This is a genomic window from Streptomyces sp. NPDC093149 (assembly GCF_044754145.1).
Classification (GTDB): domain Bacteria; phylum Actinomycetota; class Actinomycetes; order Streptomycetales; family Streptomycetaceae; genus Streptomyces.
Map to the genome: position 1 here is coordinate 1,258,883 of NZ_JBIVON010000001.1, position 23,907 is coordinate 1,282,789.

Sequence of the window (23,907 nt, forward strand, 5' to 3'; positions counted from 1 at the left end):
CGGCGCCGGTGCCGGTCCGGCGGTCGCCGAATGACGTGGCCGCACGCTGACGGCCCGGTGCACGACGGAGAGTGGATCAGGCCGTAATCAGCGCGCTCTCCACCGCACGGGCCATTCCGAGCAGCGAGACGTCCGCCCCGCGCTCCGCGACCAACTGGAGGCCGACCGGGCAGCCGTCGGCCGTGAATCCCGCGGGCACGCTCGCGGCGGGATGCCCGCTGAGGTTGAACGCCCAGGTCAGTGCGGTCGAGTAGAGCTCGCCCGGACCGTCGTGGCCATGCGGGCGGTTGGGGGTGGTCGGGGTGAGCAGCAGGGGCGTACGGGCGAACAGGGCGTCGAGCCGCAGGTCGTTCTCGCGTCGGAGCTCCGAGGCGGCCGGGGCCGGCTCCCCGCTGCGGACCGCCTGCCACGCCTCTCGCGGATCGAGCAGCACGCACGTACGGTCCACGAGCCGCACCACTTCGGCCGTCACGAGCCGCCGCACCGCCCGCCGGACGACGGCCCCGACCTCCGGGTCGACCTGCGCGTACCCCAGGTCGGGGCTGAACACGGCAGGGACGGGAAGCGCCGCGGTCGCCGGTTCGTAGCCGTCCAGCACACAACGCAGGAACGTCTGGGCGTGCACCGCCGAACGGGCCAGCACCCCGGCGGACGCGAGCCCGGACCGGTCGGGCGACGGCAGCAGGCCGTTCGTCGTCTTCAGGCCGAACACCCCGCACCACGCCGCCGGTATCCGGACCGACCCCGCCCCGTCGCTGCCGGTCGCCAGGTCCACCAGATCCGCCGCGACCGCCACCGCCGAACCGGCCGAGGAGCCGCCCGGGGTGCGGTCGGGGCGCCATGGGTTGACCGTACGGCCGTGCGCGCCCAGCCCCCACGTCTGCCAGGGCGTGCCGGGGCCGGGCACCGAGGTCGCGCCGACCGGGAGGCCACCGGCGGCGATCAGCCGCCGGGCCGTGTACGAACGGATGCCGACAGGGCCCTTGACCGCGAACGGCATTCCGCCCAGCGGGAGCCGGCGCGCGGATTCGGCCCCGGCGGCCACCCTCTCGTGCCACACCTCGATGAACGCGCACAGGCGCGGATCCTCCCGATCGATCCGCTCCAGTGCCGAGGCCGCCCCACCCGCATCCGTCACATGCTCAGCCTCCCAGAGCCGCCCGCATGACGGAACGGGCGATCGGGGCCGCGCTGCCACCGCCGCTGATGTCGGCCCGGTCGGCGGCGGCGTCCTCGACCACCACGGCGACCGCGACGGCCGGCTGCCCCGAATCCGGCGCCTGCGCCCAGGAGATGAACCAGGCGTACGGCCTGCCCGAGTTGTCGATGCCGTGCTGCGCGGTGCCGGTCTTGCCGCCGACCGTCACCCCGTCGATGGCGGCGTTGGACCCGGTGCCCTGTTCCACGACGTCGACCATCATCCTCTGCAGCTGCGAGGCCGTCCGCGGGTTCATGGCCCGGTGGTAGGTGTGCGAGCCTTCGCGATGAACGGTCGAGCCGTCTCTCGTGGTCGTACGGTCGACCAGATGCGGGTACTTGAGGTCGCCGCCGTTCGCCACGGCCGAGGCCACCATCGCCATCTGGAGCGGTGTCGCCGTCGTGTCGAACTGGCCGATCGACGAGAGCGCCAGCTGGTCGTCCGACATGTGAATGTCGAAGTTGCTCTTCGCCACCCCCGACGGGATCTTCAGCCCGGTGTCGTTGAAGCCGAACTTCCGCACCGCGTCCACCATGCCCTTCAGCCCGACCCGCACCCCCAGTTCCGCCATCACCGTGTTGCAGGAGACCCGGATCGCCTCGGCGAGCGGGGCGTTCTCGCAGCCTTCCGCCTCGTTGGGCAGTGTGGTCGTCGTGCCCGGCAGCACATAGGGGGACGGGGTGTCGGTCTCGGCGTCGGGATCGGTGACGACGCCCGCGTCGAGCGCGGCCGCCGCGGTCACGATCTTGAAGGTGGAGCCCGGCGGATAGGTCTGCCGGATCGCCCGGTTCAGCATGGGCCGGCTCCTGTCCGCGTTCAACCGCCGCCAGGCGTCGGTCACGGAGGAACCGGTGCCGGAGAGCAGCCCGGGATCGTACGAGGGGGACGAGACCAGCGCCAGGATCCGGCCGGTCGACGGTTCGACGGCGGCGACCGCGCCCCGCCGTCCGCCGAGCCCGTCGTAGGCGGCGCGCTGCACCGTGTCCTTGATGGTCGTGACGACGTTGCCGCCGGGCTGCCGGCCGCGGGTGATCTCGTTCCACAGCGGGAGCGGGGCGAGCATCGGGTCGGTGCCGGAGAGGATCTCGTCCTCGGCGTGCTCGATCAGGGTCGTGCCGTACGTCTGCGAGGCGTAGCCGGTCACCGGCGCGTACAGCGGGCCGTCCTTGTACGTGCGCTCGTGGGCGAGCTGCTCACCGGTGTTCTCGGAACCGGTCACGGACCTGCCGCCGACCAGGATGTTGCCGCGCGGCTGGTGGTAACGGGCGATCGTGAGACGGCGGTTGGCCGGATTGTCGTCCAGGCTGTCGGCTTCGAAGACCTGGATGCGCGCGGCGTTCAGCAGCAGTGCGACGAGCAGCAGCAGAAGGAGCGCGGCGGCCCGGCGGATGTAGCGGATCACGGCCTGACCTCCGGGGCCGGCGGCGGGTGGGGGGTCTCGGCTCGGGGGTGCGGCGGCACCGCCCGCCGGTGTGTGCGCACGGCTCGCGGGTACGGGGTCACGGCTCGTCCTCCGCCGTCGGTGCGACGATTCCGGTCTCCACATGTTCGGGATGCGGTCTGCGGGCCTGGTCGCTGACCCGGATCAGCAGCGCCACGATGATCCAGTTGGTGACGACGGACGAACCGCCCTGGGCGAGGAACGGCATCGCCATGCCGGTCAGCGGGATCAGCCCCATCACTCCGCCCGCGATCACGAACACCTGGAGGGCCAGGATCGAGGCGAGACCGATCGAGAGCAGTCGCCCGAAGGGGTCGCGCAGGGCGAGGCCGGCCCGGTAGCCGCGGGCGACGAGCAGCGCGTACAGCAGGAAGATTGCGGTCAGCCCGGTCAGCCCGAGCTCCTCGCCCGCGGTCGCCAGAATGAAGTCGGACTTGGCGGCGAAGCCGATGAGGATGGAATGCCCGAGCCCGAGCCCGGTACCGAGCATCCCGCCCGCGGCGAACGCGAACAGTGACTGGGCCAGCTGACCGGGGCCCTGGCCCGCCTTGATGGTGGCGAACGGGTCGAGCCAGTCCTGGACCCGGCTGTGCACATGCGGTTCGAAGGAGCCGACCACGAACGCGCCGACGGCGGCGAGCAGCAGGCCGACCGCGATCCAGCCGGTCCGGCCGGTCGCCACGTACAGCATGATCACGAAGAGGCCGAAGAACAGCAGTGACGTGCCCAGATCGCGCTCCAGGACCAGCACGCCGACGCTGAGCAGCCAGATCGCCACGATCGGGCCGAGCACCCGCCCGGTGGGGAGCTGGAGCTTCCAGATCCTGCGGCCGGTGTAGGCGAGGGCGTTGCGGTTCGCGGCGAGATACGCGGCGAAGAACACGGCGAGCAGGATCTTGGCGAACTCGCCCGGCTGGAAGGAGAATCCGCCGACCCGGATCCAGATCTTGGCACCGTTCACCGCGGGGAAGAAGATCGGCACGATCATCAGGACCAGGGCGGCGGCGACCGAGAGATAGGCGTACCGCTGGAGCACCCGGTGGTCGCGGAGGAAGACGACCACCACGATGAAGAGCGCCACCCCGAGCGTGGACCAGATCAGCTGGGTGGGGGCCGCCTGGTCCTTCGGGGTCTCCAGATCGAGCCGGTAGATCAGCACCAGACCGAGTCCGTTGAGCAGCACGGCGATGGGCAGCAGCAGCGGATCGGCGAACGGGGCCCGGAAGCGGACCGCGAGATGGGCCAGGAGGGCGAGCAGCCCGAGGCCCGCGCCGTATCCGGCCACATCGGGCGGGACCGCGCCGTTCCTGGCCAGGCCGACTGCGGCGTAGCCGTAGACGGGGACGAGGACGGACCCGATGAGGAGCAGGAGCTCGACCCCGCGCCGCTTGGGCAGGCGTGGGTCGGGCGGGGGTGCGTCCGCCGTCGTTGCGGTCATGTCCCGCAACGTAGCAAGAGGTGGTGTCTATTTCCCTTATGTCATAGCGGGTATGTCCGGATATCCGTAAAGGTGCGCCCGATGTCCGCTACCGGTGCGGTGGGGTGCGGTGCGGTGGGGTGGAGTGCGGTGCGGTGGGGTGGAGTGCGGTGCGGCGCCGAAGCGCCGTCACTGCTCGTGACGCGGAGAGGGATCCGGATCGTCGGGGCTCCGGGCGCCCTCGTCGTCGAGCAGCACGTACTCGGGGAGCGTCAGGCGCGCCACCGCTCCGCCGTCCGGGGCGTTGGAGAAGTCGAGACCGGCGCCGATCGCCGCCGCCTGCCCGACGGCGATGGTCAGCCCCAGACCGTGTCCCCTGCCGCCCTCGGTACGGAACCGCTGCGGACCGTCCTCCAGCAGGTAGTCCGGAAAGCCCGGACCGTGATCGCGTACGGTCACCGTCGGCCCGTCGACCGTCAGTACCACCGGGAGCCGGCCGTGCCTGTGCGCGTTGGTGATCAGATTGCCCAGCACCCGCTCCAGGCGGCGCTTGTCGGTCTCGACCCGCACGGGCGCGGGCCGGCCTTCCCGGCCGCCCTCCACGGAACGGACCGTGGTCCTCGTCCCGGAAGCGCGCACCACGCGCTCGACGAGCGGAGCCAGTTCGTGCACGTCGAGATCGACCTGTTCCGTACGGGCGTCGAGCCGGGAGATCTCCAGCAGGTCCTCCGTCAGTGCCCGCATCGCCCGGACCCGGTCCCGCACCAGCTCCGACGGCCGCCCCGGCGGCAGCAGTTCGGCGGCGGCCGAGAGGCCGGTCAGCGGAGTGCGGAGCTCGTGCGCCACATCGGCGGTGAACCGCTGTTCCGTCTGCAGCTTGCGCTGGAGCGTGGACGCCATCGTGTCCAGCGCACCCGCGACGATCGCCACCTCGTCCTGAGGGCGCGAGGGGTCCGCCGTGCGCGGGTCGTCGACGCGGGCGTCGAGGTCGCCCGCGCTGATCCGGCCGGCCACCCGGGCCGTCTGGTGCAGCCTCCGGGTGACCCGGGTGACGGCGAACGCGCCGACCAGCAGCGTGGCGCCGGTGGCCAGCAGGGAGGAACCGACGATCGCCCCGTCGAGATCGTTGATCGTGCGGGCGCTCTGGCTGTAGTCCACCGCCGTGGCCAGCGCGCGGCCGTCGGCCGGAGCCGCCGCCCACATGGCCGGACGCCCGTCGTGATAGGCGACGAGCGTGCCACGTCGACCGCCCGCGGCCAGTGCGCGCAGGGAGTCGGGCAGCCCCGGCGGATCGATGCCGGAACCCGGTGGGAGCGCCTCGCCCGTCTCGTACGCGACGGTGACGTCCGCCAGTCGCGACAGCGCCTTCTCCCGGGCCTGGCTGACGGTCTGGTGCGTCACCTCGCCGTGGACCAGAACGCTCAGCAGTGCGGCGAGCGCGCAGCACATCACGGTGATGAAGACGGCGGACTTCCAGGTGAGCGTCGCGGCCCAGGAAGGCATGCGCGGCCCGCGCCGCGCCGTCCTGTGGCGGCTCACCGGCGCTCCGCGGAAACGCCGGCGGACGGCTTGGCGGTCGGCTCGGCGGTCGTGGTGTGCGGACGCGGGGCCGGGGACGGAGGCGTCCGCAGGATCTCGTCCCGGGTGGGCAGCATCGCGCGCTGCCGGCTGTCCCAGGACCAGGCGGTGCGGTACTCGTAGCCGGTGATGGCCGACGGGGCCCGCATGATCAGATCCCGCCCGGCCAGCTGGACGCTGATCACGGCGTCCGAGGTGGACAGGATCCGGGTCAGGCCGCCCCCCTCCGGCATGTAGACCCGTACGGAGAGCTGGTGGTCCGGCAGCCGGATGCCGACCACCATCTCGTCCTTGCCGTCGCCCGTCAGATCACGGAAATAGGGCCGCAGCACCGGGCAGGACGCCGGATCGGAACGGCACGCGCCGATGAGGCGGACCGTTTCGGCGGGCAGGTCGGCGGTGCCGCTGGAGCGGTTGGGTTGGGCCTTCAGGCCCGCCTGCACCACCGCCACCGGATCCAGACGGTGCACATCGTCGTCCGGCACCTTGATCCCGGGGATGCGCGCGGTCTCGCCCTCGCCGTAGTCGTACGGCGCGGCGGAGGCGGGCGGCAGCTCGGGCCAGAGCAGGGCGGGCCCGACGGCGGCCGGAGCCCGCCCGGCGCTCTGCAGCCCGCCGCCGACACCGCAACCGGCCAGCAGTGCCGCGCCGACGGCGACCCCGACGGCCGCCGCCGTGCGGCTTCGCACCCGGCGCTCCCGACGCATGACACCCTCCCTTCCCGTGGTCCATACCTCATAGACCTTATTCGGAAGGAAGTCCTTTATGCCTATTTAGTGCATGGGGAGGCTGCCCGGAGCGGTGCCCGACCGGGGCCGGGAGCGGCTGCCCGACCGGTGTACGACGCCGGGAACGGCTGTCCGCGGCGTCGGCGCGAAGTGACGGTTCAGCGCTGGTAGGGGTTGTGGCCCTGGCCGCCCGGTGCGTGTCCCGGCTGCCCCTGGCCCTGCCCCTGGGCCTGTGCCTGCCCGAACGGATTGCCGTCCAGCGAGGCGGCGTGCTGCGCCAGCAACTGCTCGGCCTGCTCCTTCGCGATCTGCTGCTCCCCGCCGCAGAACGTGCACTGCGTCGCGAACTTCGTCGAGAACGGGAACAGCGGCACGAAGAACAGCGTGAACTTGGTGACCCGCTTGCGCAGCGTGTGCGCGGCCGGATTGCCGCACCAGCCGCAGACCAGCGTCATTATGGCCAGCTGGTACAGATAACCCCGCGTACCGAAAATGATCATATGGTGGGTCCCTTCCCCGTCTTCCCCATGAGTGCCTGCCGGCAGAGCGCCAGCAGCCTTTCGTCCTCGTACGTGTCGTGACTGCCGTATCCGCCGTCCATCGCGTTGTGACGGCGTACGGAGGCGAGTTCGGCGCGCAGCGCGTGTGCCGCGTCCGACCCGGCATCAGCGACACCCTTGCGCGCCAGACATTCCGCCACCCGGACCCGGACATGGCGGTTCTGCTCCCAGGCCGTCAGGAGCACCGGCACGGACTCCGCGGCCCGCCCCGACACGTCCCACAGCGCGATCGCCGCGTCCACCCGGAGCCACGGCTCCTCGTGCCGGAGCAGTGCGCGCAGCCGGGGCGCCGTCACCGCCGCCCGCGTCCCGAGCCCGCCCAGCGCGTTCAGCGCGGAGCGCCGCTCGTGGTCGCGCTCCGCCTGCAGGCCCTCGATCAGCACCGGCAGCACGGCGTCGGCGTCGCCGTCGACCGCCCACAGGGCCTGGGCCGCCTCCGTCGCCGAGGCGGCTCCCGGTCGGTACAGCAGCGCGCGCAGTTCCGGTGCCGCGGCGTGCGCCGCGGGCCCGAACGAAGCGAGCGCCCGCAGCGCCGCCGTACGCAGCCACCCGCCCCGGTGGTCCGGCGCGCCGCGCAGCACCCGCAGCACCTCGGGCACCGCCTCGTCCGCCCGCAGCGCGGTCAGCCCCGCGAGCAGCGGACCGGCCCGGTCGTACGCCCGCTCGTCGAGCCGGACCTCCCCGAGCCTGCGGCGCAGCACGGCGGTCAACGGGACGGCCGCCGCTCCCATCCGGTCGATGGCGGAGCCCACGTCGTGCGGCACCTCGGGCCGCTCCAGCGCCGCGGCCAGCGCGGGCACGGCACGGGCATCGCCCAGCCGGGCCAGCGCCTTCACGGCGCTGCCGAGCCCCGGAGGCCCGCTCGGCCAGTCCTGCACCCAGGCGCCGGGGTCGGCCGCCACCCGGGCCGCCAGCGCGTCGGCGGCGGGCGCGGCGAGCCCGAACAGCTCCTCCAGCACATGCGCGGCGGCCTCGGCCAGCCGAGGCTCAGGGGTGGCGAGCTGCTCACCGACCAGCCGGACCAGCTCCTCGTACGAGCCGCGCCAGGCCCTGATCAGCCCGCTGCTCATCCGGAGGGCGTCGATCCGCTGCCGGTGGTCGGGGCTGCGCAGCTGATCGGTCAGCAGCGCCGTCCGCTCGGCGACCCGGTCGTCGAGCCCGACGTGCAGGGTCCGCAGCAGATCCGCCGTCCAGGGAGCGGTGCGCCCGGAGGTCTCCTCGTCGGACAGCGCCCGCAACTGTCCCACCATGGTCACCGGTACGGCCCGCTCCTCGCCGGGCGGCTCACCGGCCCCGGACGCCTCGGTGTGCGCGTCGACGACCGCGACCGCTTCGGCCGGACCGGCCTGCGCATCGGCCCCGGGGGCCGATGCGGAGCGGCGCCGGGGCGCGGAGCGCAGCTGACGCAGCAGCCCCGTCACCACCCGTACGACATCGCCCGGCAGCGCGTCCGGCGCACACCGGGCCAGCTGCGCCAGCGCGGCGAGCCGCAGCCCAGGCGGGAAGCCCTCACCGGCCAGCCGGGTCAGCCAGTCGGCCGCCTGTCCAGCCAGCCCGCGATGGCGCAGCGCGACCCGCCCGGCCGCCTCGACCAGCGCGAGCCGCACCTCCTCGGCGGGCTCCACCGGGAGCCGCTCCCGCAGCAGCGCGAGCACCCGCGCCGGATGGCTGTGGAGCGCGGCGAGTGCCAGGGGCGCGGCGAGCCGTACCCCTGGGTCCTCGTCGGCCATCAGCTCACAGAACACCCCGGAACCCGCGGCGACGGCGGCCGCCGCCATCGCGTAGTTGGCCGCGCCCTCGATCTCCTCCTCGTCCAGATCGTCCTCGTCGTCCTCGTCCAGATCGATGCCACCGATGCTGGTGAGCAACTCGACGATGCTGCCCCGGTCCGCAATCCCCGGGTCCACGGCCAGCTCGAAGAGAAAAGGAATGCAGGCCAGCGTGCAGGCATACACATCACCCTGGTGGTGAACGGCCCCGTACATGCCGTCCAGAGCCACCTCGCGCTCCGCCGGATCGGCGGACGCCAGACCCCGCAGCATCGTCGGCACATCATCGGCAGGCCCGTAGGCATGCTCCATAGAGGTCCAGTCGACCTCGTCGATTCCTGCGAACACGCCCTCGCCTCCCCACGCACTTCCACGAAGCAGTGTCTGCGAGGAGTCTGCACCACCGCTCGGACGACCGCCCTCCACATGCGGTCATTTCCTTACGGACATGACAAAGATCCCGTCATGCGCTATCGGCGGGCCGAGCCGGAACGTCCTCTTCCGGCGATGACGGCGGCAACGACGACTGCGACGGCGACGGCGACAACGATTGCGGCGGCGGCGGCGACGGACGGAGGGGGGACGGACGGATCAGCATCGGGCGTGGGCCGGGAAGGCGCCGTGGGCAGTGAAGACCGGACCGGCTCACCGTTCACCGACGAGGCGGCGGGTGGCGGCGTCCCGGTGGAGCCCGTCGGGCAGTGGCAGCCCGGTGGAGCCCGTCGGGCAGCGGCAGCCCGGCGGAATCCGTTCTTCTGCCGCAGAGGCCGGGGCCGTCGGTGCACACGCGGAGGAGGTCACGGCCTCCGGCCGGCGCGGGCCGCGGTCACGGCGCGGGCCAGTTCCGCAGCAGGGCGTCGAGGGCGTCCAGGGTCCTCGACCAGCTCTCCTGCGAGTCCGGAGCACTGTGGCTGAACCCGCCCGCCAGCTCCAGGCTGACATAGCCGTGAAAGACGCTGCCCAGCAGTCGGACCGCGTGCGTCTGGTCCGGCTCCGTCAGGTCGTATCCCCGCAGGATCGCCCGCGTCATCTGCGCGTGCCTGCCGCCCGCACTGGTGGCTGCCGCCGCCGGGTCGAGCTTCAGCTGCGCCGCGGCGTAGCGGCCGGGGTGCTCCTGGGCGTAGTCGCGGTAGACGTTCGCGAAGGCGACCAGGGCGTCCTTGCCGGCCCGCCCAGCCAGCGCGGCGGCGCCGCGGTCGGCGAGCTCCTCCAGTGCGAGCAGGGCGATCCCCGTCTTGAGGTCCTGGGAGTTCTTCACGTGCGAGTAGAGACTCGCCACCTTGACATCGAACTGCCTGGCGAGCGCCGAGACGGTCACCTGGTCGAAGCCGACCTCGTCCGCCAGTTCCGCGCCCGCCCGGATCAGACGTTCCGTGCTCAGCCCCACGCGTACCATGCCCGCCTCTTCTTTCGACAGAATCAATTATGCATGTGCCTAAAAGGTATAGGCACATTGCTGTGCTCTTTAAGGGCTCGTCGAATCGGCCATGGAGGGCGTCCGCCCGGCGGCCCGAACCCTTCCTTCCGGGGAAGCGGGCCCGGACCGCGGGCCGGAGGGCCGGGAGGCGGGTTATGGGACAGTGCTCAGCGCGCGACCGGCAGGGGCCGCGCCCGGTCGGGATCGACGAGCGGCCCGAGCAGGTCCCCGTACCGCTCCAGGCGTGCCCCCATGTCATGGGCCAGGAAGGTCAGTCCCCGTGGCGCCCGGCACTCCTCGATCTCCGTCCAGGTGACGGGCGCGGAGACGGTCGGTTCGGGGCGGGCACGCAGCGTGTAGGGGGCGGCGGTCGTCTTCGACGCCGCGTTCTGGCTGAAGTCGACGAAGACCTTCCCCGGTCGCAGTGTCCGCGTCATCCGGTGCACGACCAGCTCGGGAAGCTCCTGCTCCGCCTCGACGGCCAGCCTCTTGGCGTAGGCCGACACCCGATCGGCGGGGGCCGGCTCCAGCGGTACGAGCAGATGCAGCCCCTTCGACCCGGAGGTCTTCGCGTACGCGGACAGCCGGTCCGCCGCCAGTCGCTCGCGCAGCCACACCGCCACCGCGCAGCACTCCACCACGGTCGCGGGCGCTCCGGGGTCCAGGTCGAACACCATCCGGTCGGCCGTCCCGGGCGCATCGGTCCGCCACTGCGGGGTGTGGAACTCCACCACCAGGTTGGCCGCCCACATCAGCGAGGCCAGATCCTGTACGACCACCTGGCGGGCCGACTCGTCCTCGCTGCGCGGCACCGGGGTGGTCCGTACCCAGGACGGTGTGCCCGGCGGCGGGTTCTTGGTGAAGAAGCGCTGCCCGTCCGGCCCGTCCGGATAGCGCAGGAAGGACACCGGCCGGTCGCGCAGATGTGTCAGCAGGGCCTGGGCGGCGGTGGCGGCGTAGTAGTGGAGCACCTCGCCCTTGGTGGTCCCGGTGGCCGGGTACAGGACCTTGTCGAGGTTGCTGAGCGCCAGCCGCCGTCCCTCCACCTCTGTGATGGGCGTCATACGATAAGAATCACATGCATTTCGGATCTACAGGTATCCATGCGGATGCAAGGGGTGAACAGTGAGGTCCATCTGGAACGGTGCCATCTCCTTCGGGCTGGTCAGCATCCCGATCAAGCTGGTCAACGCCACCGAGAACCACTCGATCTCCTTCCGCCAGATCCATCTCACCGACGGTGGCCGGATCCGCCACCGGAAGGTCTGCGAGATCGACGAGCAGGAGGTCGCCGCGGCCGAGATCGGCAAGGCGTACGAGGACGCCGACGGCTCGATGATCCCAATCACCGACGAGGACCTCGGCTCCCTCCCGCTTCCCACCGCCAAGACGATCGAGATCGTCGCCTTCGTGCCGGCCGCCTCGATCGACCCGCTCCAGATGGACGCGGCGTACTACCTCTCCGCCAACGGGGTCCCGGCGGCCAAGCCGTACACCCTGCTGCGTGAGGCGCTGAAGCGGAGCCGGAAGGTCGCGGTGGCGAAGTACGCCCTGCGCGGCCGGGAACGGCTCGGCATGCTGCGGGTGGTCGACGACGTGATCACCATGCACGGCCTGCTCTGGCCGGACGAGGTCCGCAGCCCCGAGGGCGTCGCACCGGATGCCGGGGTCACGGTCCGCGAGGCCGAACTCGACCTGGCGGACGCGTTGATGGCCACTCTCGGCGAGGTCGACATGGACTCGCTCCACGACGACTACCGCGAGGCGGTCGAGGAGCTCGTTGCGGCGAAGGCGGAGGGCCGCGCCCTGGAGCCGGTGGAGGCGGACGAGTCCGGCGGCGGCCAGGTCATCGACCTGATGGCGGCCCTGGAGAACAGCGTCCGGGCGGCGAAGGAGGCCCGTGGCGAGAAGCCGGAGGAAGCGGCCGACGAGAAGAGGCAGGCGGCGAACGCCCCCGTCGCGAAGGTCACTTCGCTCACCGGCCGCAAGAAGTCCGGTGGAACCGGGGCGAAGAAGAAGGCGGCCTCGTCCGCCAAGAAGACGGCCGCGAAGAAGGCCGCGCCGAGCAGGGCACCCGCCAAGAAGACCGCGGCGCGGTCGACGGCGAAGAAGTCGGCCACCAAGTCCACGGCGAAGAAGACCACCGCGAAGTCGGACACGAAGTCGACAGCGAAGAAGGGGGCCCCGCGCAAGCGCGCCTCGGCCTGAGACGCGGCAGGAGGCGGATGAGCCGCACGGCCGCGGCCCGCCGCTCCGGGTCCGCACCGGGCGTGCGGTGGCGGCCCGCCGCTCCGGGCTCGCGCCTGAACGAAACGGCCGGGCCCATGCCCGAACAAAACTGCCGGGCCCGCGCCTGAACGAAACGGCCGGGCCCGTGCCCGAACAAAACTGCCGGGCCCGTGCCCGAAGGAATCCGTCGGGCCCGTGCCCGAAGGAAACTGCCGGGCCCGTGCCCGAACGAATCCGTCGGGCCCGTGCCCGAACGAATCCGTCGGGCCCGCGCCTGAACGAAACCGCCGGGCCCGCGCCCGAACGAAACCGCCGGGCCCCGCGTCCCACGCCCTGCTGCCGCGGGTCGCGGGCGTGATCGGATCCGCGCCCGCGGGTGGGACCGGCGGCCGTGCCCCGGGCCCGCACACGACCGACGACCGCCCCGGAGCACGAGGCCCCGGGACGGCCGTCGGTGTGTGCCGGCCGGTACGCCGACCGCGTCCGTGCTCAGCGCCGCCGGTACGAGTTCACGTAACCGGCCGCCGGAGTCCCGACCCCCGTCACGTCGTCGTATCCCCTGACCGCCTTGAGGGAGGCGTCCTTGCCGAGGCTGCGCAACGAGGTCAGTACGCCGTCCGCGTCGTCGACGCCGTTGGCGAAGTCCACCCGGGCCACCGCGAGATCGCGGTTCGGACCCAGGGGGTGGTCGGTGACGTCGTGGTACGCCTTCGAGCCGTACCGGGCGTAGATCGCCGGGTTGGCGAAGCCGATCGGCAGACCGTGCCGGGCCTGCTGCGCGAGCGCCTGCACACCGGCGATGACCGGCGCGGCCAGTGACGTACCGCCGATGCGGTACTCGTCGTAGCCGAGCGAGCCGTCGGGCAGTGTCTGGGTCTGGCCGACCAGGAAACCGGTGTTCGGGTCGGCGACGGCCGCGATGTCCGGGGCCGTGCGCATCCGCTGCTTGCCGTTCGCCCGCGCGAGCGAGTCCGGGACGATGCCCCGCTGGTAGAACGGCTGCTTCACGGACGAGCTGGTGCCGCCGCCCGCGCCGGAGGTGTACGCGCCCGGGAAGCCGGTCCAGCTCCTGCCGTCGTCGGAGAGGCCCGCCTTCAGCGTGCCCCAGCCGGTCTCCCACTGGTACGTGTCGTTCTTGCCGACCGCCAGCGCGGTACCGCCGACCGAGGTCACCCAGGCGGAGTTGGACGGGACGTCGATCTGCTTCGTCCCCGTGGACGCGACGTTGTCGCCGTCGTCGCCGGAGGAGAAGTAGAAGCCGATGCCCTCGACCGCGCCCATCTTGAAGACCTGGTCGTACGCGGCCGCGATGTCCGGGGTCTCATTGGCCTCGATGTCGCCCCAGGAGTTGGAGACGATGTCCGCGAGCCGGTGGTCGACGACCTTGTTCAGCGAGTCCAGCAGATCGGCGTCGTAGCAGGAGGCGCCGCCCACGTACACGATGTCGGCGGCGGGCGCGACCGCGTGCACGGCCTCGACGTCGAGGGTCTCCTCGCCGTACCAGCCGGAGGCCCCGCACTCCTCGGTCTTCGTGTAGTCGGCCGGCAGCACCTGGCTGAGCTGCCCGCGACGGTACGGGGCGTCGCCGTTGCGCTTGGCGTACTCGGCGGCGTCCTTCGCGATGGTCGGCGAGGCGTACGCGTCGGTGATCGCGACGGTGACGCCCTCGCCGGTCCAGTCACCCGCACCGTACGCGGCGCGCAGCTGCTTGCCCGTGTACCCCTTGACGGCGTACGGCACCTTGGATCCGTAGGCGCTCGGCAGCGACGACGCGGTCTTCGAGCCGTAGTACGAGGAGAAGGGGCCGGAGTTGCGGAACACGGCGTCCGGCGGCGGCAGCGTCTCGTCGTGGCTCGACTTGTGCGGCGCGTTGTCCAGGCCGGACACGGCGAGGACGTCATCGCTCAGCCCGGCGGGCACGGAGGCGGTGGAGGCAGGGGCGCGGTAGGTCCGGTTGCCCTTGCGGTAGTTGCGCAGCTGGGTGCCGAACGCCTTCTCGGTGGTGGCGACATCACCGGTGGCCGAGACGTAGTGCCGGTTGGCGCCGGTGACGGTCAGCCCGCTCGACCTCAGCCACTGGCCGACCTGGTCGATCTGCTTCTGAGTCGCCCCGAACCGGGCCTGTGCCTGCTCGGCGCTCAGGTACTTCCCGTACGAGGCGGACCGCGGGTCGGACACGGCGGCGGCGTAGGCGGCCAGCCCCTTCGCGTCCCGCCCGGCCAGATGCACCCGGACGCTGACCTTGCCGCTGTCGGCCGTGGCCCCCCGGTCGGCCGCGGCGGTCGCCCAGGCGGGCTTGGAGCCCTGCAGTGCGTCCCGCCCGCTCGGCGCGGAGTCCGCGCTGGCGTTCGGTATTCCGAGGGCGAGCGCGCCGGCAAGCAGCGGGAGTGTCGCCGCCATGCTCAGCGCGGCGCGACTTCTCGCGCGGCTGGTTCTCATATAACCCCCTGCGATGTGGGTCTTCGCGTGTGGAGCATGTGCCGGATGATGTGCACATGTAATGCGCCACTCTGGCGAGGAACACCTCATGCAGGGGGCATGCATTCACCAAGAATCGACCAAGTGAGCGTATGCGCAGGGCAGTTCATGGAGAACGTGCGGAATTGCGCCTGCCGGCCCGTCCGCCCATGGGCGGACAGGCGGCTCGCACTCCCGTCTCAGGTGCCCGTCGTGCCGTAGCCGAGCCCGGGTGATCTGCTCACGTACGTACAGCCGGTGTACCGGTATCCGGGCTGGATCCTCGAACCGTCCGCGTAGCTCGTCACGCCCGTCCCGGACGAGGCCCCTCGGTGCTTGTACAGGAAGTGGTACTCACCCGCGGGCAGCCAGAGCGTCACCTTCGGGTAGCTCTTCCCCCTGGCCTTGCAGGCCGCGGTGGCACCGCTCACCCAGGAGTACGACGTGCAACTGCCGCACCCCTTGATGCTGGTCCTTCCCGTCACCGGCCCGGTGTACAGGATCTCGACCCCGTCGGGGGCGTCGTTGCTGATGACGAGCTCCATCCGGCCTCCGCCCGGCGAGCCCGAGGGCGGCAGGTGCTTTCCGGCGGCGGCCCGCGTATCGGCGATCTCGGCGGCGATGGCGATGTCCCGGGCGCGCGCCCGGCGCTTGTCCTTCTTGTACGTGGCGGCGAACTCCGTCAATGACAGTCGCGCCAAGTCGAACTGCTTGTCCTCGAACTGCGCGACCCCGCAGGCATAAGCACCGTCCTCGATACCGGGGTCGGCCTTCCCGGCCAGTGCCGAGACCTTCTTGTCCGGCAGCGACAAGGTCGTCGCACGGATGCGGCGCAGCGTCTCCTCGGCCGCGCAGGGCGAGCTCCCGCGCACGGCCCGGCTCTGCGCGGAGATCTTCCCCGAGACCGCCGCTCCCACCTTCCCTGCCTGTGCCGAGCCGGGGAACGTGCGCAGCAGCTCGGACAGTTCCCGGCCGTCCTTGTCGGTCCTCACGGTGCCCAGCTTCCCCACCCCGCACTCGTACAGCGCGGTGGCGAGCGGCTCGTCGGGATAGTCGGCCAGATCGCCCAGCAGCTTCCGGTCGATCGCCTCCGGCACGGTGCGCAGATAGGTCAGCGGCTCGATCGCCTCGCAGTTTTTCTTCTGCCGGTACGGCGCCGAGACCGCCCGGTAGTACGCGTCGAGCCGTTTCGGCACGAGTTTCCCGGCCCGCGATCCCGCGTGCCTCTCGCCGAGGTCGCGGTAGACGGCGAGCGCCGATCGGTAGTCGTCGCGTGCGTCGGCGAAGGACTTGCCCGAGGCCGCGGCGACGCTCCGGTCGCCTCGCTCCAGCCGGTCCAGCAGCATCTGCTCGACGGCCTCGTCCTGCGCGGAGCCGTAGAACACCACGCCCCCCGCAGGCACCGCCAGCAGCACCAAGCCGGCCCCGGCCGCCACCAGCGGTCGCCACGACCCGCCGACGGTGCGACGCCGGGCGGTCCTCGCCCCGTCCGCGGCCGCCACGACCAGCACGACGAGATACGCGACGACCAGCCACCCGGCGACCCCGTCGGCATCGGCGGGGAGGGCGACCACCAGCAGCGCACCGGTCGCCGCCCAGCACAGAACCGTCCTGAACCAGCACCGCATCAGCGCATAGCCGAGCCCGAACCCGCTCAGGTTGAGCAACCCCACGGCCACGGAACGGAGAAGACCTCCCGGCGGCGGCGGTCCGACGGTGGGAGGCAGGCTCGGGGGAGGGGGTGCGGGAGGGGGCGCGGAAGGCGAGTCGGACGGCGGCGAAGGGCTCGCCCCTGCCCCGAAATGCTGACCATCCCAACTCACGTCGGTCCCCCAACCGTTGAGCGATACGGGGCTCGAACGGCACCCGGTCGGATCACCTTCCACGACGCCCTGAACAGTGTCAATCCGGACCGGTCAGCCGTCCGGTCGACGGTCGACGAATCGGTCCATATCAAGGCAACTCGACGCGGCGCCCGGTGACGGCCTGGTGCCGCGACTGGCGCGTGCCCCGGCAGGGGTGCTCCGTGGAACCGACCACGAGGGAGCGGCACACCTCGGGCCCGCCCCGGGGGCGTCATGAGGATGTGTGCACCGCATGGACGCCGACACTCCCTCCGGTCGCGTCGCCGGTCAGCATCCCGACAAAACGGGCGAGGGGGATCCGGCGATCAAGAGTGGACGGAGCCGCAGCAGGCCGCGCAGGCCCGTCTGAACAGGGCGGAACCCATTTCGAGCAGCGGTCGGAGGACGAGGACGTAGAGGCGGAGGCGGGCCGGGCAGCCGACGTGGGCGTGGCCGAGGAGATGGTGCCATGGCACAGGCACAGGCAGAGGCCATGGTCCGTCCGAACCGACGGCGTCGGGAAACGCCGACTGATCACCGGCCGCGCGGCTCCCAGGCCTATGCTCACGGCATGGAGCAGAGCGAAGTGGTGAAGCGTGTGGTGGGCATCCTCACGGAGGCGGGCGAGATCCGCCGGCTCCTCGAAGAGAACGTCGACCGTGACGACGTGCAAACGGATTCGAGCGTGGTGACCGCGCTCCTGAACGAGACGATGCCCCGGATCACGATCCCCGAGGACGCCTCGATCGAAGAGGTCGCGGCGGTCGTCGGCCGGGAGGTCGGGGGCGCGGTGGAGCAGCTGGTCGGTGCGTTCACCCTGGCCTTCGCGATGCTGGCCCAGGTGCACGACTCCGGGCAGACGGACGTGTCCTCCGCCGATGTGCTGCAGGACCTGGCGCTGCGGGCCGAACAGATCGGTTCCGGCGGCCCGGGGGACGAGGGCCCGTGATCAAGGTGCTCGTCGCGGAGGACATGCAGGTCGTCAGGCACGGCCTGGTCGCACTCCTCGACGGCGAGTGCGGCATCGAGGTCGTGGGCCGGGCGCCGGACGCGAAGGCGGCCCCGGACATCGCGAAGCACCGAACCGGACGTCGCGCTTTGCGGCGGGCAGACGCCGTCAACCGCTACCGGTCCGGCACCCGCGGTGAGCGCACCGAGATCTCACGCCCATGAAAAAGACCCTCCAATCAGCGTTTCCACCGATCAGAAGGTCTATTCGGAAGTGCCCTCGGCAGGATTCGAACCTGCGCACACGGCTCCGGAGGCCGATGCTCTATCCCCTGAGCTACGAGGGCGTATCGCTGTGTTGCTCGGCGACGGGTGAAACACTACCAGCTTCGGCGGGGTGTCCGTGAACAGGTATTTCCGGGCCGTCGACGCGCGCGGCGCGGGCCCGCGGAAGGGGCGTGTGGTGCGGTTGGGGCGCATCCGGCCACCGCTCGCACCACTCGTCCGGGGTCGGAAATAGGCAAAACCCGGACGCAGCCCCTACGTCCCGCCTACTCTCGGAGTGTGTCAGGGGCGTGTGGCCGCGTGCTTGTTGTCGACGACAACGAGGTCATCCGGCAATTGATCAGGGTCAATCTCGAGCTTGAGGGCTTCGAGGTCGTGACCGCGGCCGATGGTGTCGAGTGTCTGGATCTGGTTCATCGGGTCCGCCCCGATGTGATCACGCTCGATGTCGTCATGCCCAGGCTGGACGGTCTGCAGACCGCCACCAGATTGCGCTCCGATCCGCAGACCAGACATCTGCCCGTGGCGATCATCAGCGCCTGTACTCCCTTCGAGGCGGACAGCGCGGTCGCCGCAGGGGTCGACGCCTTTCTGGCGAAGCCCTTCGAGCCGAGCGAGCTCGTGCGGCTCGTACAGCAGTTGATGGACCGGGAGGACCCGCCGCCGCTCGACGGCAGACACGGCGCCGGGAAGGCGGAGAGCACCGCAGGGTGACCGCATGGCGAAACCGGGTCGCGGGATGCCCCCCTTTCTCCCATACGCTTGTCCTGTGACCCCCGCCGATCTCTCCAGGACCGTGCTGCACGCCGTGCGCCGCGCGGTCGACGAGGACGCCTTGCGTGCGCCCGTGCCCGCGCGCGTGCGGGTGGAGCGGACCCGGCCCGGCGGGCGTGGGGACTACGCCTGTGCCGTCGCCCTCCAGCTGGCCCGGCCCGCCACGCTGCCGGCCAGGGAAGTGGCCGAGATCCTCCGGGCGCGGATGCAGGGGGCGCCGGGGATCGGCGGCGTCGAGGTCACCGGACCCGGGTTCCTGAACTTCACCCTGCTCGACGGCGCCGACCGGCTGGGCGCGCTCGTCCGGGCCGTCGACGAGCGCGGCGCGGAGTACGGGCACGGGAACGACCTCGTCGGTACCACCGTCTGCTTCGCGCCCGTCGACGAGCCGCGCGCCCGTGTCGTCACCGGGACCGTGGAGCGGCTGCTCCGGGCCCAGGGCGCGCAGGTCGGGGAGCGTACGGCCGGCGGCGAGGCGCTGCACGTGGTGGCCGTGCCCGCCTGTGACCGCGACCTCTTCGAGCGGCTCGGGAACGACGCCGCGCGCTGGGCACTGCTGCGGGCCGCCCCGCACGACCGGCCCCGGTGCACGGGGACCGGCGATCTCCTCGTGCAGGGGGAGAGCAATCCGCTGTTCCGGGTGCGGTACGCCCACGCCCGGACCCGCGCCCTGAGCCGGAACGCCGAGCAGCTCGGTTTCCGCGCCGCGTACGAGGGGGGCGTGGACGCGCCCGTACTCGGAGCGCTCCTCGCCGACCATCCCGGTGTGCTTGCCGCGGCCGCCCGCCACCGCGAGCCCGACCGGGTCGCCCGGCAGCTGGAAGCGGTCGCGCAGGCCTTCTTCGACTTCCACGACGACGCCCGGCCGCTGCCCGTCGGTGACGAGAAACCCTCGGCCGCCCACCGTTCCCGGCTCGCCCTCGCCGAAGCCGTCGGGACGGTGCTGGCAGGCGGCCTGTCCCTGCTCGGCATCAGCGCACCCGAAGTCCTCTGAGAGACCCGAGAGAACAGAGCAACACGATGAGCCGATCCGCACACCCCGCCGGGCCCCGCCACGCCGATGTCATGACGGAAGGGCACTACACGGCCCCGCCCGCCGATCTCAATGTCCTGGACGAGAAGGTCTGGGCCCGTACGGTCGCCCGTGACGAGCACGGCACGGTCACCGTCGGCGGGATCGAAGTGACGCGACTGGCCGAGGAGTTCGGCACTCCGGCCTACATCCTCGACGAGAGCGACTTCCGGGCCCGCTGCCGGGCCTGGGCCGACGCCTTCGGACGGGACGCCGATGTGTTCTACGCCGGAAAGGCGTTCCTGTCGCGGGCCGTCGTGCGCTGGCTCAAGGAGGAGGGGCTCAACCTCGACGTCTGCTCCGGGGGAGAGCTGACCTGCGCGCTGGACGCCGGGATGCCCGCCGAGCGCATCGCCTTCCACGGCAACAACAAGACCGTCGAGGAGATCGAGCGGGCGGTCACCGTCGGCGTCGGGCGGATCGTGCTCGACTCCTTCCAGGAGATCGCCCGGGTCGCGCACGTCGCGCAGCGGCTCGGCAAGCGGCAGCGTGTACAGATCCGGGTGACCGTCGGTGTCGAGGCGCACACCCACGAGTTCATCGCCACCGCGCACGAGGACCAGAAGTTCGGTATCGCGCTGGCCGACGGCCAGGCCGCCGAGGCGGTGCGCCGGGCGCTCACCCTCGACGGGCTCGATCTGATCGGCATCCACTCGCACATCGGCTCGCAGATCTTCGACATGGCCGGTTTCGAGGTCTCCGCCCGGCGCGTGGTGCAGCTGCTCGCCGAGGTGCGTGACGAGCACGGGGTCGAGCTGCCCGAGATCGATCTGGGCGGCGGACTGGGGATCGCGTACACCTCCGCGGACGACCCGCGCGAGCCGCACGAGATCGCCAAGGCGCTCGGCGACATCGTGACCCGCGAATGCGAGGCGGCCGGGCTCGCCACCCCGCGGATCTCCGTCGAGCCGGGCCGCGCCATCGTCGGCCCCACCGCGTTCACTCTGTACGAGGTCGGCACGATCAAGCCCCTGGAGGGGCTGCGTACGTACGTCAGCGTCGACGGCGGCATGTCGGACAACATCCGCACCGCGCTGTACGACGCCGAGTACAGCGTCGCGCTCGTCTCGCGCACCTCCGACGCCGAACCGATGCTCGCCCGCGTCGTCGGCAAGCACTGCGAGAGCGGCGACATCGTGGTCAAGGACGCCTTCCTGCCGTCCGACCTGGCCCCCGGCGACCTGATCGCCGTCCCCGCCACCGGTGCCTACTGCCGCTCGATGGCGAGCAACTACAACCACGCCCTGCGCCCGCCCGTCGTCGCCGTGCGCGACGGAGAGGCGCGCGTCATCGTCAGGCGCGAGACGGAGGAAGATCTCCTGCGTCTCGATGTCGGCTGATGCCGATTTTCCCGGGGGACACCCCCGGAGCCCCGTAGATGTCTCAGGATCCGGACGGGCGGCAGGAACGCTCGTCCGGTGAGTGAGACTGGTCCATACAACAGATGTAAAGGAAACGAGGTCGGATGATGCGTACGCGTCCGCTGAAGGTGGCGCTGCTGGGCTGTGGAGTGGTCGGCTCAGAGGTGGCGCGCATCATGACGACGCAGGCCGCCGACCTCGCCGCGCGCATCGGCGCGCCGGTCGAGCTCGCGGGTGTCGCCGTGCGCCGGCCTTCCAAAGTACGCGAGGGCATCGATCCCGCACTGATCACCACCGATGCGACAGCCCTGGTCAAACGGGGCGACATCGACGTCGTCATCGAGGTCATCGGGGGCATCGAGCCCGCCCGCACGCTCATCACCACCGCCTTCGAGCACGGCGCGAGCGTCGTCTCCGCCAACAAGGCGCTGCTGGCCGAGGACGGCGCCGCACTGCACGGCGCCGCCGAGCAGCACGGCCGGGACCTCTACTACGAGGCCGCCGTGGCCGGTGCCATCCCGCTGGTACGGCCGCTGCGCGAGTCCCTCGCCGGTGACAAGGTCAACCGGGTCCTCGGCATCGTGAACGGCACCACCAACTTCATCCTCGACCGGATGGACACGAGCGGAGCCGGATACTCCGAGGCGCTCGACGAGGCCACCGCCCTCGGATACGCCGAGGCCGACCCGACCGCCGACGTCGAGGGCTTCGACGCCGCCGCCAAGGCCGCGATCCTCGCCGGGATCGCCTTCCACACCCGGGTCAGGATCGGTGATGTGCACCGCGAGGGCATCACCGAGGTCACCGCCGCCGACATCGTCTCCGCCCGCCGCATGGGCTGCACCGTCAAGCTTCTCGCCATCTGCGAGCGCGCCGCCGACGGGCAGTCCGTCACCGCGCGCGTGCACCCCGCGATGATTCCGCTGAGCCACCCCCTGGCCTCGGTCCGCGAGGCGTACAACGCGGTCTTCGTCGAGGCCGAGGCGGCCGGACAGCTGATGTTCTACGGCCCCGGCGCCGGTGGCTCACCGACCGCGTCCGCGGTCCTCGGCGATCTGGTCGCGGTCTGCCGCAACAAACTCAACGAGGCCACCGGCCCCGGCGAGTCCGCGTACACGCGCCTGCCGGTCAGCCCCATGGGCGAGGTCGTCACGCGGTACCACATCAGCCTCGACGTGGCCGACAAGCCCGGCGTGCTCGCCCAGGTCGCGACGGTCTTCGCCGAACAGGGCGTATCGATCGACACCGTCCGTCAGCAAGGCAGGAATTCAGGCAGCGGCGACGAAGTCGCCATCGAGCAGGGTGGCGGCGGGCGGTGGGCGGACGGAGGCGGCGAGGCATCTCTCGTCGTCGTCACCCACCGCGCGCCCGACGCCGCCCTCTCGGCGACCGTCGAGGCGCTGCGCAAGCTCGACACCGTGCGCGGTGTCGCCAGCATCATGCGTGTTGAAGGGGAGTAAGGACCCATGACCAGCAAGGGCACCCACCAGTGGCGCGGCATCATCGAGGAGTACCGGGACCGCCTTCCGGTCACGAGCACGACGCCTGTCGTCACGCTCCGTGAGGGCGGTACGCCGCTCGTCCCCGCTCAGGTCCTCTCCGAGCGCACGGGCTGCGAGGTGCACCTCAAGGTCGAGGGCGCCAACCCCACCGGTTCCTTCAAGGACCGCGGTATGACGATGGCGATCACCCGGGCCAAGGAGGAGGGCGCACGGGCCGTCATCTGCGCCTCCACCGGCAACACCTCCGCCTCCGCCGCCGCGTACGCGGTGCGGGCCGGCATGGTGTGCGCCGTCCTCGTGCCGCAGGGCAAGATCGCGCTCGGCAAGATGGGTCAGGCGCTCGTGCACGGCGCCAAGATCCTCCAGGTCGACGGCAATTTCGACGACTGTCTGACCCTGGCCCGCTCGCTCTCGGACAACTACCCGGTGGCGCTGGTCAATTCGGTCAACCCGGTCCGTATCGAGGGCCAGAAGACCGCCGCGTTCGAGATCGTCGACGCACTCGGCGACGCACCGGACATCCACGTCCTCCCGGTCGGCAACGCGGGCAACATCACCGCGTACTGGAAGGGTTACAAGGAGTACGCGGGGGACGGCATGTCCACACGCACCCCGCGCATGTGGGGCTTCCAGGCCTCCGGCTCCGCGCCCATCGTCCGCGGCGAGATCGTCAAGGACCCCTCGACCATCGCCACCGCGATCCGGATCGGCAACCCGGCCTCCTGGCAGTACGCGCTGAATGCCCGGGACGAATCGGGCGGTTTCATCGACGAGGTGACGGACCGCCACATTCTGGCCGCCTACCGGCTGTTGGCCTCCCAGGAGGGTGTCTTCGTCGAGCCCGCCTCGGCCGCGTCCGTCGCCGGTCTGCTGAAGGCCGCCGAAGAGGGCAAGGTCGATCCCGGCCAGAAGATCGTGTGCACGGTCACCGGCAATGGGCTCAAGGACCCCGACTGGGCCGTCGCGGGCGCTCCGCAGCCGGTCACGGTCCCGGTCGACGCGGCCACCGCTGCCGAGAAGCTGGGTCTCGGGTAAGAGGAGCTCGCAGTTCCGGGCCCCGCGGCGCAACTCGGTTCAGCTGCCGACGGGGGCCCGGACCGCCCCGCCGGACGCCGGGCTCGCCGCCGGCGGGGATCCCGGTAAGAACCCAGCTCAACCATCCTTTTTCGGGGCGGAGAGCGCATAGGAGGCGAGCGACACGCATCGTGCGCCTCCTGTGCGCCCTATGTCGCCACAGAACCTTCCTTCGATAAGCTGTACCCAACCCGCCCCGCCGCATATGCCGCGGTGCAAGGGCCGTTGTGGCCGTCGGTTTCCCCGGAATCCC

19 protein-coding genes and 1 tRNA gene are annotated in these 23,907 nt (G+C 71.5%); 8 read left to right on the forward strand and 12 right to left on the reverse strand.

Annotated elements, in window-relative coordinates; translation table 11 throughout:
* Nucleotides 1-76: 76 nt before the first annotated feature.
* The 9 genes from ACIQCZ_RS05895 to ligD form a co-directional block, all read right to left on the reverse strand.
* Nucleotides 77-1,138, reverse strand: a complete 1,062-nt coding sequence (locus ACIQCZ_RS05895) for an amidase family protein (protein ID WP_402279992.1) — start codon at nucleotides 1,136-1,138, stop codon at nucleotides 77-79.
* Nucleotides 1,139-1,142: 4 nt separating this feature from the next.
* Entirely contained in the window at nucleotides 1,143-2,600 is a 1,458-nt protein-coding gene (locus ACIQCZ_RS05900) for a peptidoglycan D,D-transpeptidase FtsI family protein (protein WP_402279993.1), read from the reverse strand.
* Between the two features lie 97 nt (nucleotides 2,601-2,697).
* Entirely contained in the window at nucleotides 2,698-4,077 is a 1,380-nt protein-coding gene (locus ACIQCZ_RS05905; RefSeq protein ID WP_402279995.1) for an FtsW/RodA/SpoVE family cell cycle protein, read from the reverse strand.
* A 168-nt stretch (nucleotides 4,078-4,245) separates the two neighbouring features.
* Nucleotides 4,246-5,559 (reverse strand): ATP-binding protein, encoded by a 1,314-nt coding sequence (locus ACIQCZ_RS05910; RefSeq protein WP_402280244.1) that lies wholly within the window; start codon nucleotides 5,557-5,559, stop codon nucleotides 4,246-4,248.
* Between the two features lie 32 nt (nucleotides 5,560-5,591).
* A complete protein-coding gene (locus tag ACIQCZ_RS05915) occupies nucleotides 5,592-6,341 on the reverse strand; it encodes a hypothetical protein (RefSeq protein ID WP_402279997.1) in 750 nt (249 codons plus the stop codon).
* A 179-nt stretch (nucleotides 6,342-6,520) separates the two neighbouring features.
* Complete coding sequence (locus ACIQCZ_RS05920) at nucleotides 6,521-6,862, reverse strand: zinc-ribbon domain-containing protein (RefSeq protein ID WP_402279999.1); 342 nt, start codon at nucleotides 6,860-6,862, stop codon at nucleotides 6,521-6,523.
* Nucleotides 6,859-9,039: a HEAT repeat domain-containing protein gene (locus ACIQCZ_RS05925; protein WP_402280000.1), complete on the reverse strand. Its 2,181-nt coding sequence runs from the start codon at nucleotides 9,037-9,039 to the stop codon at nucleotides 6,859-6,861. The genes ACIQCZ_RS05920 and ACIQCZ_RS05925 overlap by 4 nt, the downstream gene beginning before the upstream one ends.
* A 478-nt stretch (nucleotides 9,040-9,517) precedes the next feature.
* Nucleotides 9,518-10,087 carry a TetR/AcrR family transcriptional regulator gene (locus ACIQCZ_RS05930; protein ID WP_402280002.1) on the reverse strand — a complete coding sequence of 190 codons (570 nt, stop codon included), beginning with the start codon at nucleotides 10,085-10,087 and terminating at the stop codon, nucleotides 9,518-9,520.
* Between the two features lie 188 nt (nucleotides 10,088-10,275).
* A complete protein-coding gene (gene ligD, locus ACIQCZ_RS05935; protein ID WP_402280003.1) occupies nucleotides 10,276-11,172 on the reverse strand; it encodes a non-homologous end-joining DNA ligase in 897 nt (298 codons plus the stop codon).
* A 61-nt stretch (nucleotides 11,173-11,233) separates the two neighbouring features.
* On the opposite strand from ligD, the gene ACIQCZ_RS05940 reads away from it, so the two are divergent.
* Nucleotides 11,234-12,316: a Ku protein gene (locus ACIQCZ_RS05940; RefSeq protein WP_402280005.1), complete on the forward strand. Its 1,083-nt coding sequence runs from the start codon at nucleotides 11,234-11,236 to the stop codon at nucleotides 12,314-12,316.
* A 510-nt stretch (nucleotides 12,317-12,826) separates the two neighbouring features.
* Here ACIQCZ_RS05940 and ACIQCZ_RS05945 read toward each other — a convergent pair.
* Both ACIQCZ_RS05945 and ACIQCZ_RS05950 read right to left on the reverse strand, forming a co-directional pair.
* A complete protein-coding gene (locus ACIQCZ_RS05945) occupies nucleotides 12,827-14,776 on the reverse strand; it encodes a protease pro-enzyme activation domain-containing protein (protein ID WP_402280007.1) in 1,950 nt (649 codons plus the stop codon).
* Between the two features lie 218 nt (nucleotides 14,777-14,994).
* A complete protein-coding gene (locus tag ACIQCZ_RS05950; RefSeq protein ID WP_402280009.1) occupies nucleotides 14,995-16,473 on the reverse strand; it encodes a hypothetical protein in 1,479 nt (492 codons plus the stop codon).
* Nucleotides 16,474-17,209: 736 nt separating this feature from the next.
* On the opposite strand from ACIQCZ_RS05950, the gene ACIQCZ_RS05955 reads away from it, so the two are divergent.
* Together ACIQCZ_RS05955 and ACIQCZ_RS05960 are read left to right on the forward strand one after the other, a co-directional pair.
* Nucleotides 17,210-17,587 carry a hypothetical protein gene (locus ACIQCZ_RS05955; protein ID WP_376272023.1) on the forward strand — a complete coding sequence of 126 codons (378 nt, stop codon included), beginning with the start codon at nucleotides 17,210-17,212 and terminating at the stop codon, nucleotides 17,585-17,587.
* Nucleotides 17,584-17,811: a hypothetical protein gene (locus ACIQCZ_RS05960; protein ID WP_402280010.1), complete on the forward strand. Its 228-nt coding sequence runs from the start codon at nucleotides 17,584-17,586 to the stop codon at nucleotides 17,809-17,811. The genes ACIQCZ_RS05955 and ACIQCZ_RS05960 overlap by 4 nt, the downstream gene beginning before the upstream one ends.
* Before the next feature lie 50 nt (nucleotides 17,812-17,861).
* Here ACIQCZ_RS05960 and ACIQCZ_RS05965 read toward each other — a convergent pair.
* Nucleotides 17,862-17,933 (reverse strand) — tRNA-Arg (locus tag ACIQCZ_RS05965).
* Between the two features lie 217 nt (nucleotides 17,934-18,150).
* Here ACIQCZ_RS05965 and ACIQCZ_RS05970 point away from each other — a divergent pair.
* The 5 genes from ACIQCZ_RS05970 (at nucleotide 18,151) to thrC (ending at nucleotide 23,615) form a co-directional block, all read left to right on the forward strand.
* Nucleotides 18,151-18,585 carry a response regulator gene (locus ACIQCZ_RS05970; RefSeq protein ID WP_402280012.1) on the forward strand — a complete coding sequence of 145 codons (435 nt, stop codon included), beginning with the start codon at nucleotides 18,151-18,153 and terminating at the stop codon, nucleotides 18,583-18,585.
* A gap of 55 nt (nucleotides 18,586-18,640) precedes the next feature.
* Nucleotides 18,641-19,639 carry an ArgS-related anticodon-binding protein NrtL gene (gene nrtL, locus ACIQCZ_RS05975; protein WP_402280013.1) on the forward strand — a complete coding sequence of 333 codons (999 nt, stop codon included), beginning with the start codon at nucleotides 18,641-18,643 and terminating at the stop codon, nucleotides 19,637-19,639.
* Between the two features lie 26 nt (nucleotides 19,640-19,665).
* A complete protein-coding gene (lysA, locus tag ACIQCZ_RS05980) occupies nucleotides 19,666-21,057 on the forward strand; it encodes a diaminopimelate decarboxylase (RefSeq protein ID WP_402280015.1) in 1,392 nt (463 codons plus the stop codon).
* Between the two features lie 125 nt (nucleotides 21,058-21,182).
* Nucleotides 21,183-22,538 (forward strand): homoserine dehydrogenase, encoded by a 1,356-nt coding sequence (locus ACIQCZ_RS05985; RefSeq protein ID WP_376211021.1) that lies wholly within the window; start codon nucleotides 21,183-21,185, stop codon nucleotides 22,536-22,538.
* Nucleotides 22,539-22,544: 6 nt separating this feature from the next.
* Nucleotides 22,545-23,615: a threonine synthase gene (thrC, locus tag ACIQCZ_RS05990; RefSeq protein ID WP_402280017.1), complete on the forward strand. Its 1,071-nt coding sequence runs from the start codon at nucleotides 22,545-22,547 to the stop codon at nucleotides 23,613-23,615.
* The last annotated feature ends 292 nt before the right edge of the window (nucleotides 23,616-23,907 follow it).

Excerpts from the sequence above, each read along its gene's own strand:
- ACIQCZ_RS05905 (WP_402279995.1), bottom strand. The coding sequence starts at position 4,077 with ATGACCGCAACGACGGCGGACGCACCCCCGCCCGACCCACGCCTGCCC.
- ACIQCZ_RS05910 (WP_402280244.1), bottom strand. The coding sequence starts at position 5,559 with ATGCCTTCCTGGGCCGCGACGCTCACCTGGAAGTCCGCCGTCTTCATC.
- ACIQCZ_RS05915 (WP_402279997.1), bottom strand. The coding sequence starts at position 6,341 with ATGCGTCGGGAGCGCCGGGTGCGAAGCCGCACGGCGGCGGCCGTCGGG.
- ACIQCZ_RS05920 (WP_402279999.1), bottom strand. The coding sequence starts at position 6,862 with ATGATCATTTTCGGTACGCGGGGTTATCTGTACCAGCTGGCCATAATG.
- ACIQCZ_RS05930 (WP_402280002.1), bottom strand. The coding sequence starts at position 10,087 with ATGGTACGCGTGGGGCTGAGCACGGAACGTCTGATCCGGGCGGGCGCG.
- ligD (WP_402280003.1), bottom strand. The coding sequence starts at position 11,172 with ATGACGCCCATCACAGAGGTGGAGGGACGGCGGCTGGCGCTCAGCAAC.
- ACIQCZ_RS05945 (WP_402280007.1), bottom strand. The coding sequence starts at position 14,776 with ATGAGAACCAGCCGCGCGAGAAGTCGCGCCGCGCTGAGCATGGCGGCG.
- ACIQCZ_RS05955 (WP_376272023.1), top strand. The coding sequence starts at position 17,210 with ATGGAGCAGAGCGAAGTGGTGAAGCGTGTGGTGGGCATCCTCACGGAG.
- lysA (WP_402280015.1), top strand. The coding sequence starts at position 19,666 with ATGAGCCGATCCGCACACCCCGCCGGGCCCCGCCACGCCGATGTCATG.
- ACIQCZ_RS05985 (WP_376211021.1), top strand. The coding sequence starts at position 21,183 with ATGATGCGTACGCGTCCGCTGAAGGTGGCGCTGCTGGGCTGTGGAGTG.
- thrC (WP_402280017.1), top strand. The coding sequence starts at position 22,545 with ATGACCAGCAAGGGCACCCACCAGTGGCGCGGCATCATCGAGGAGTAC.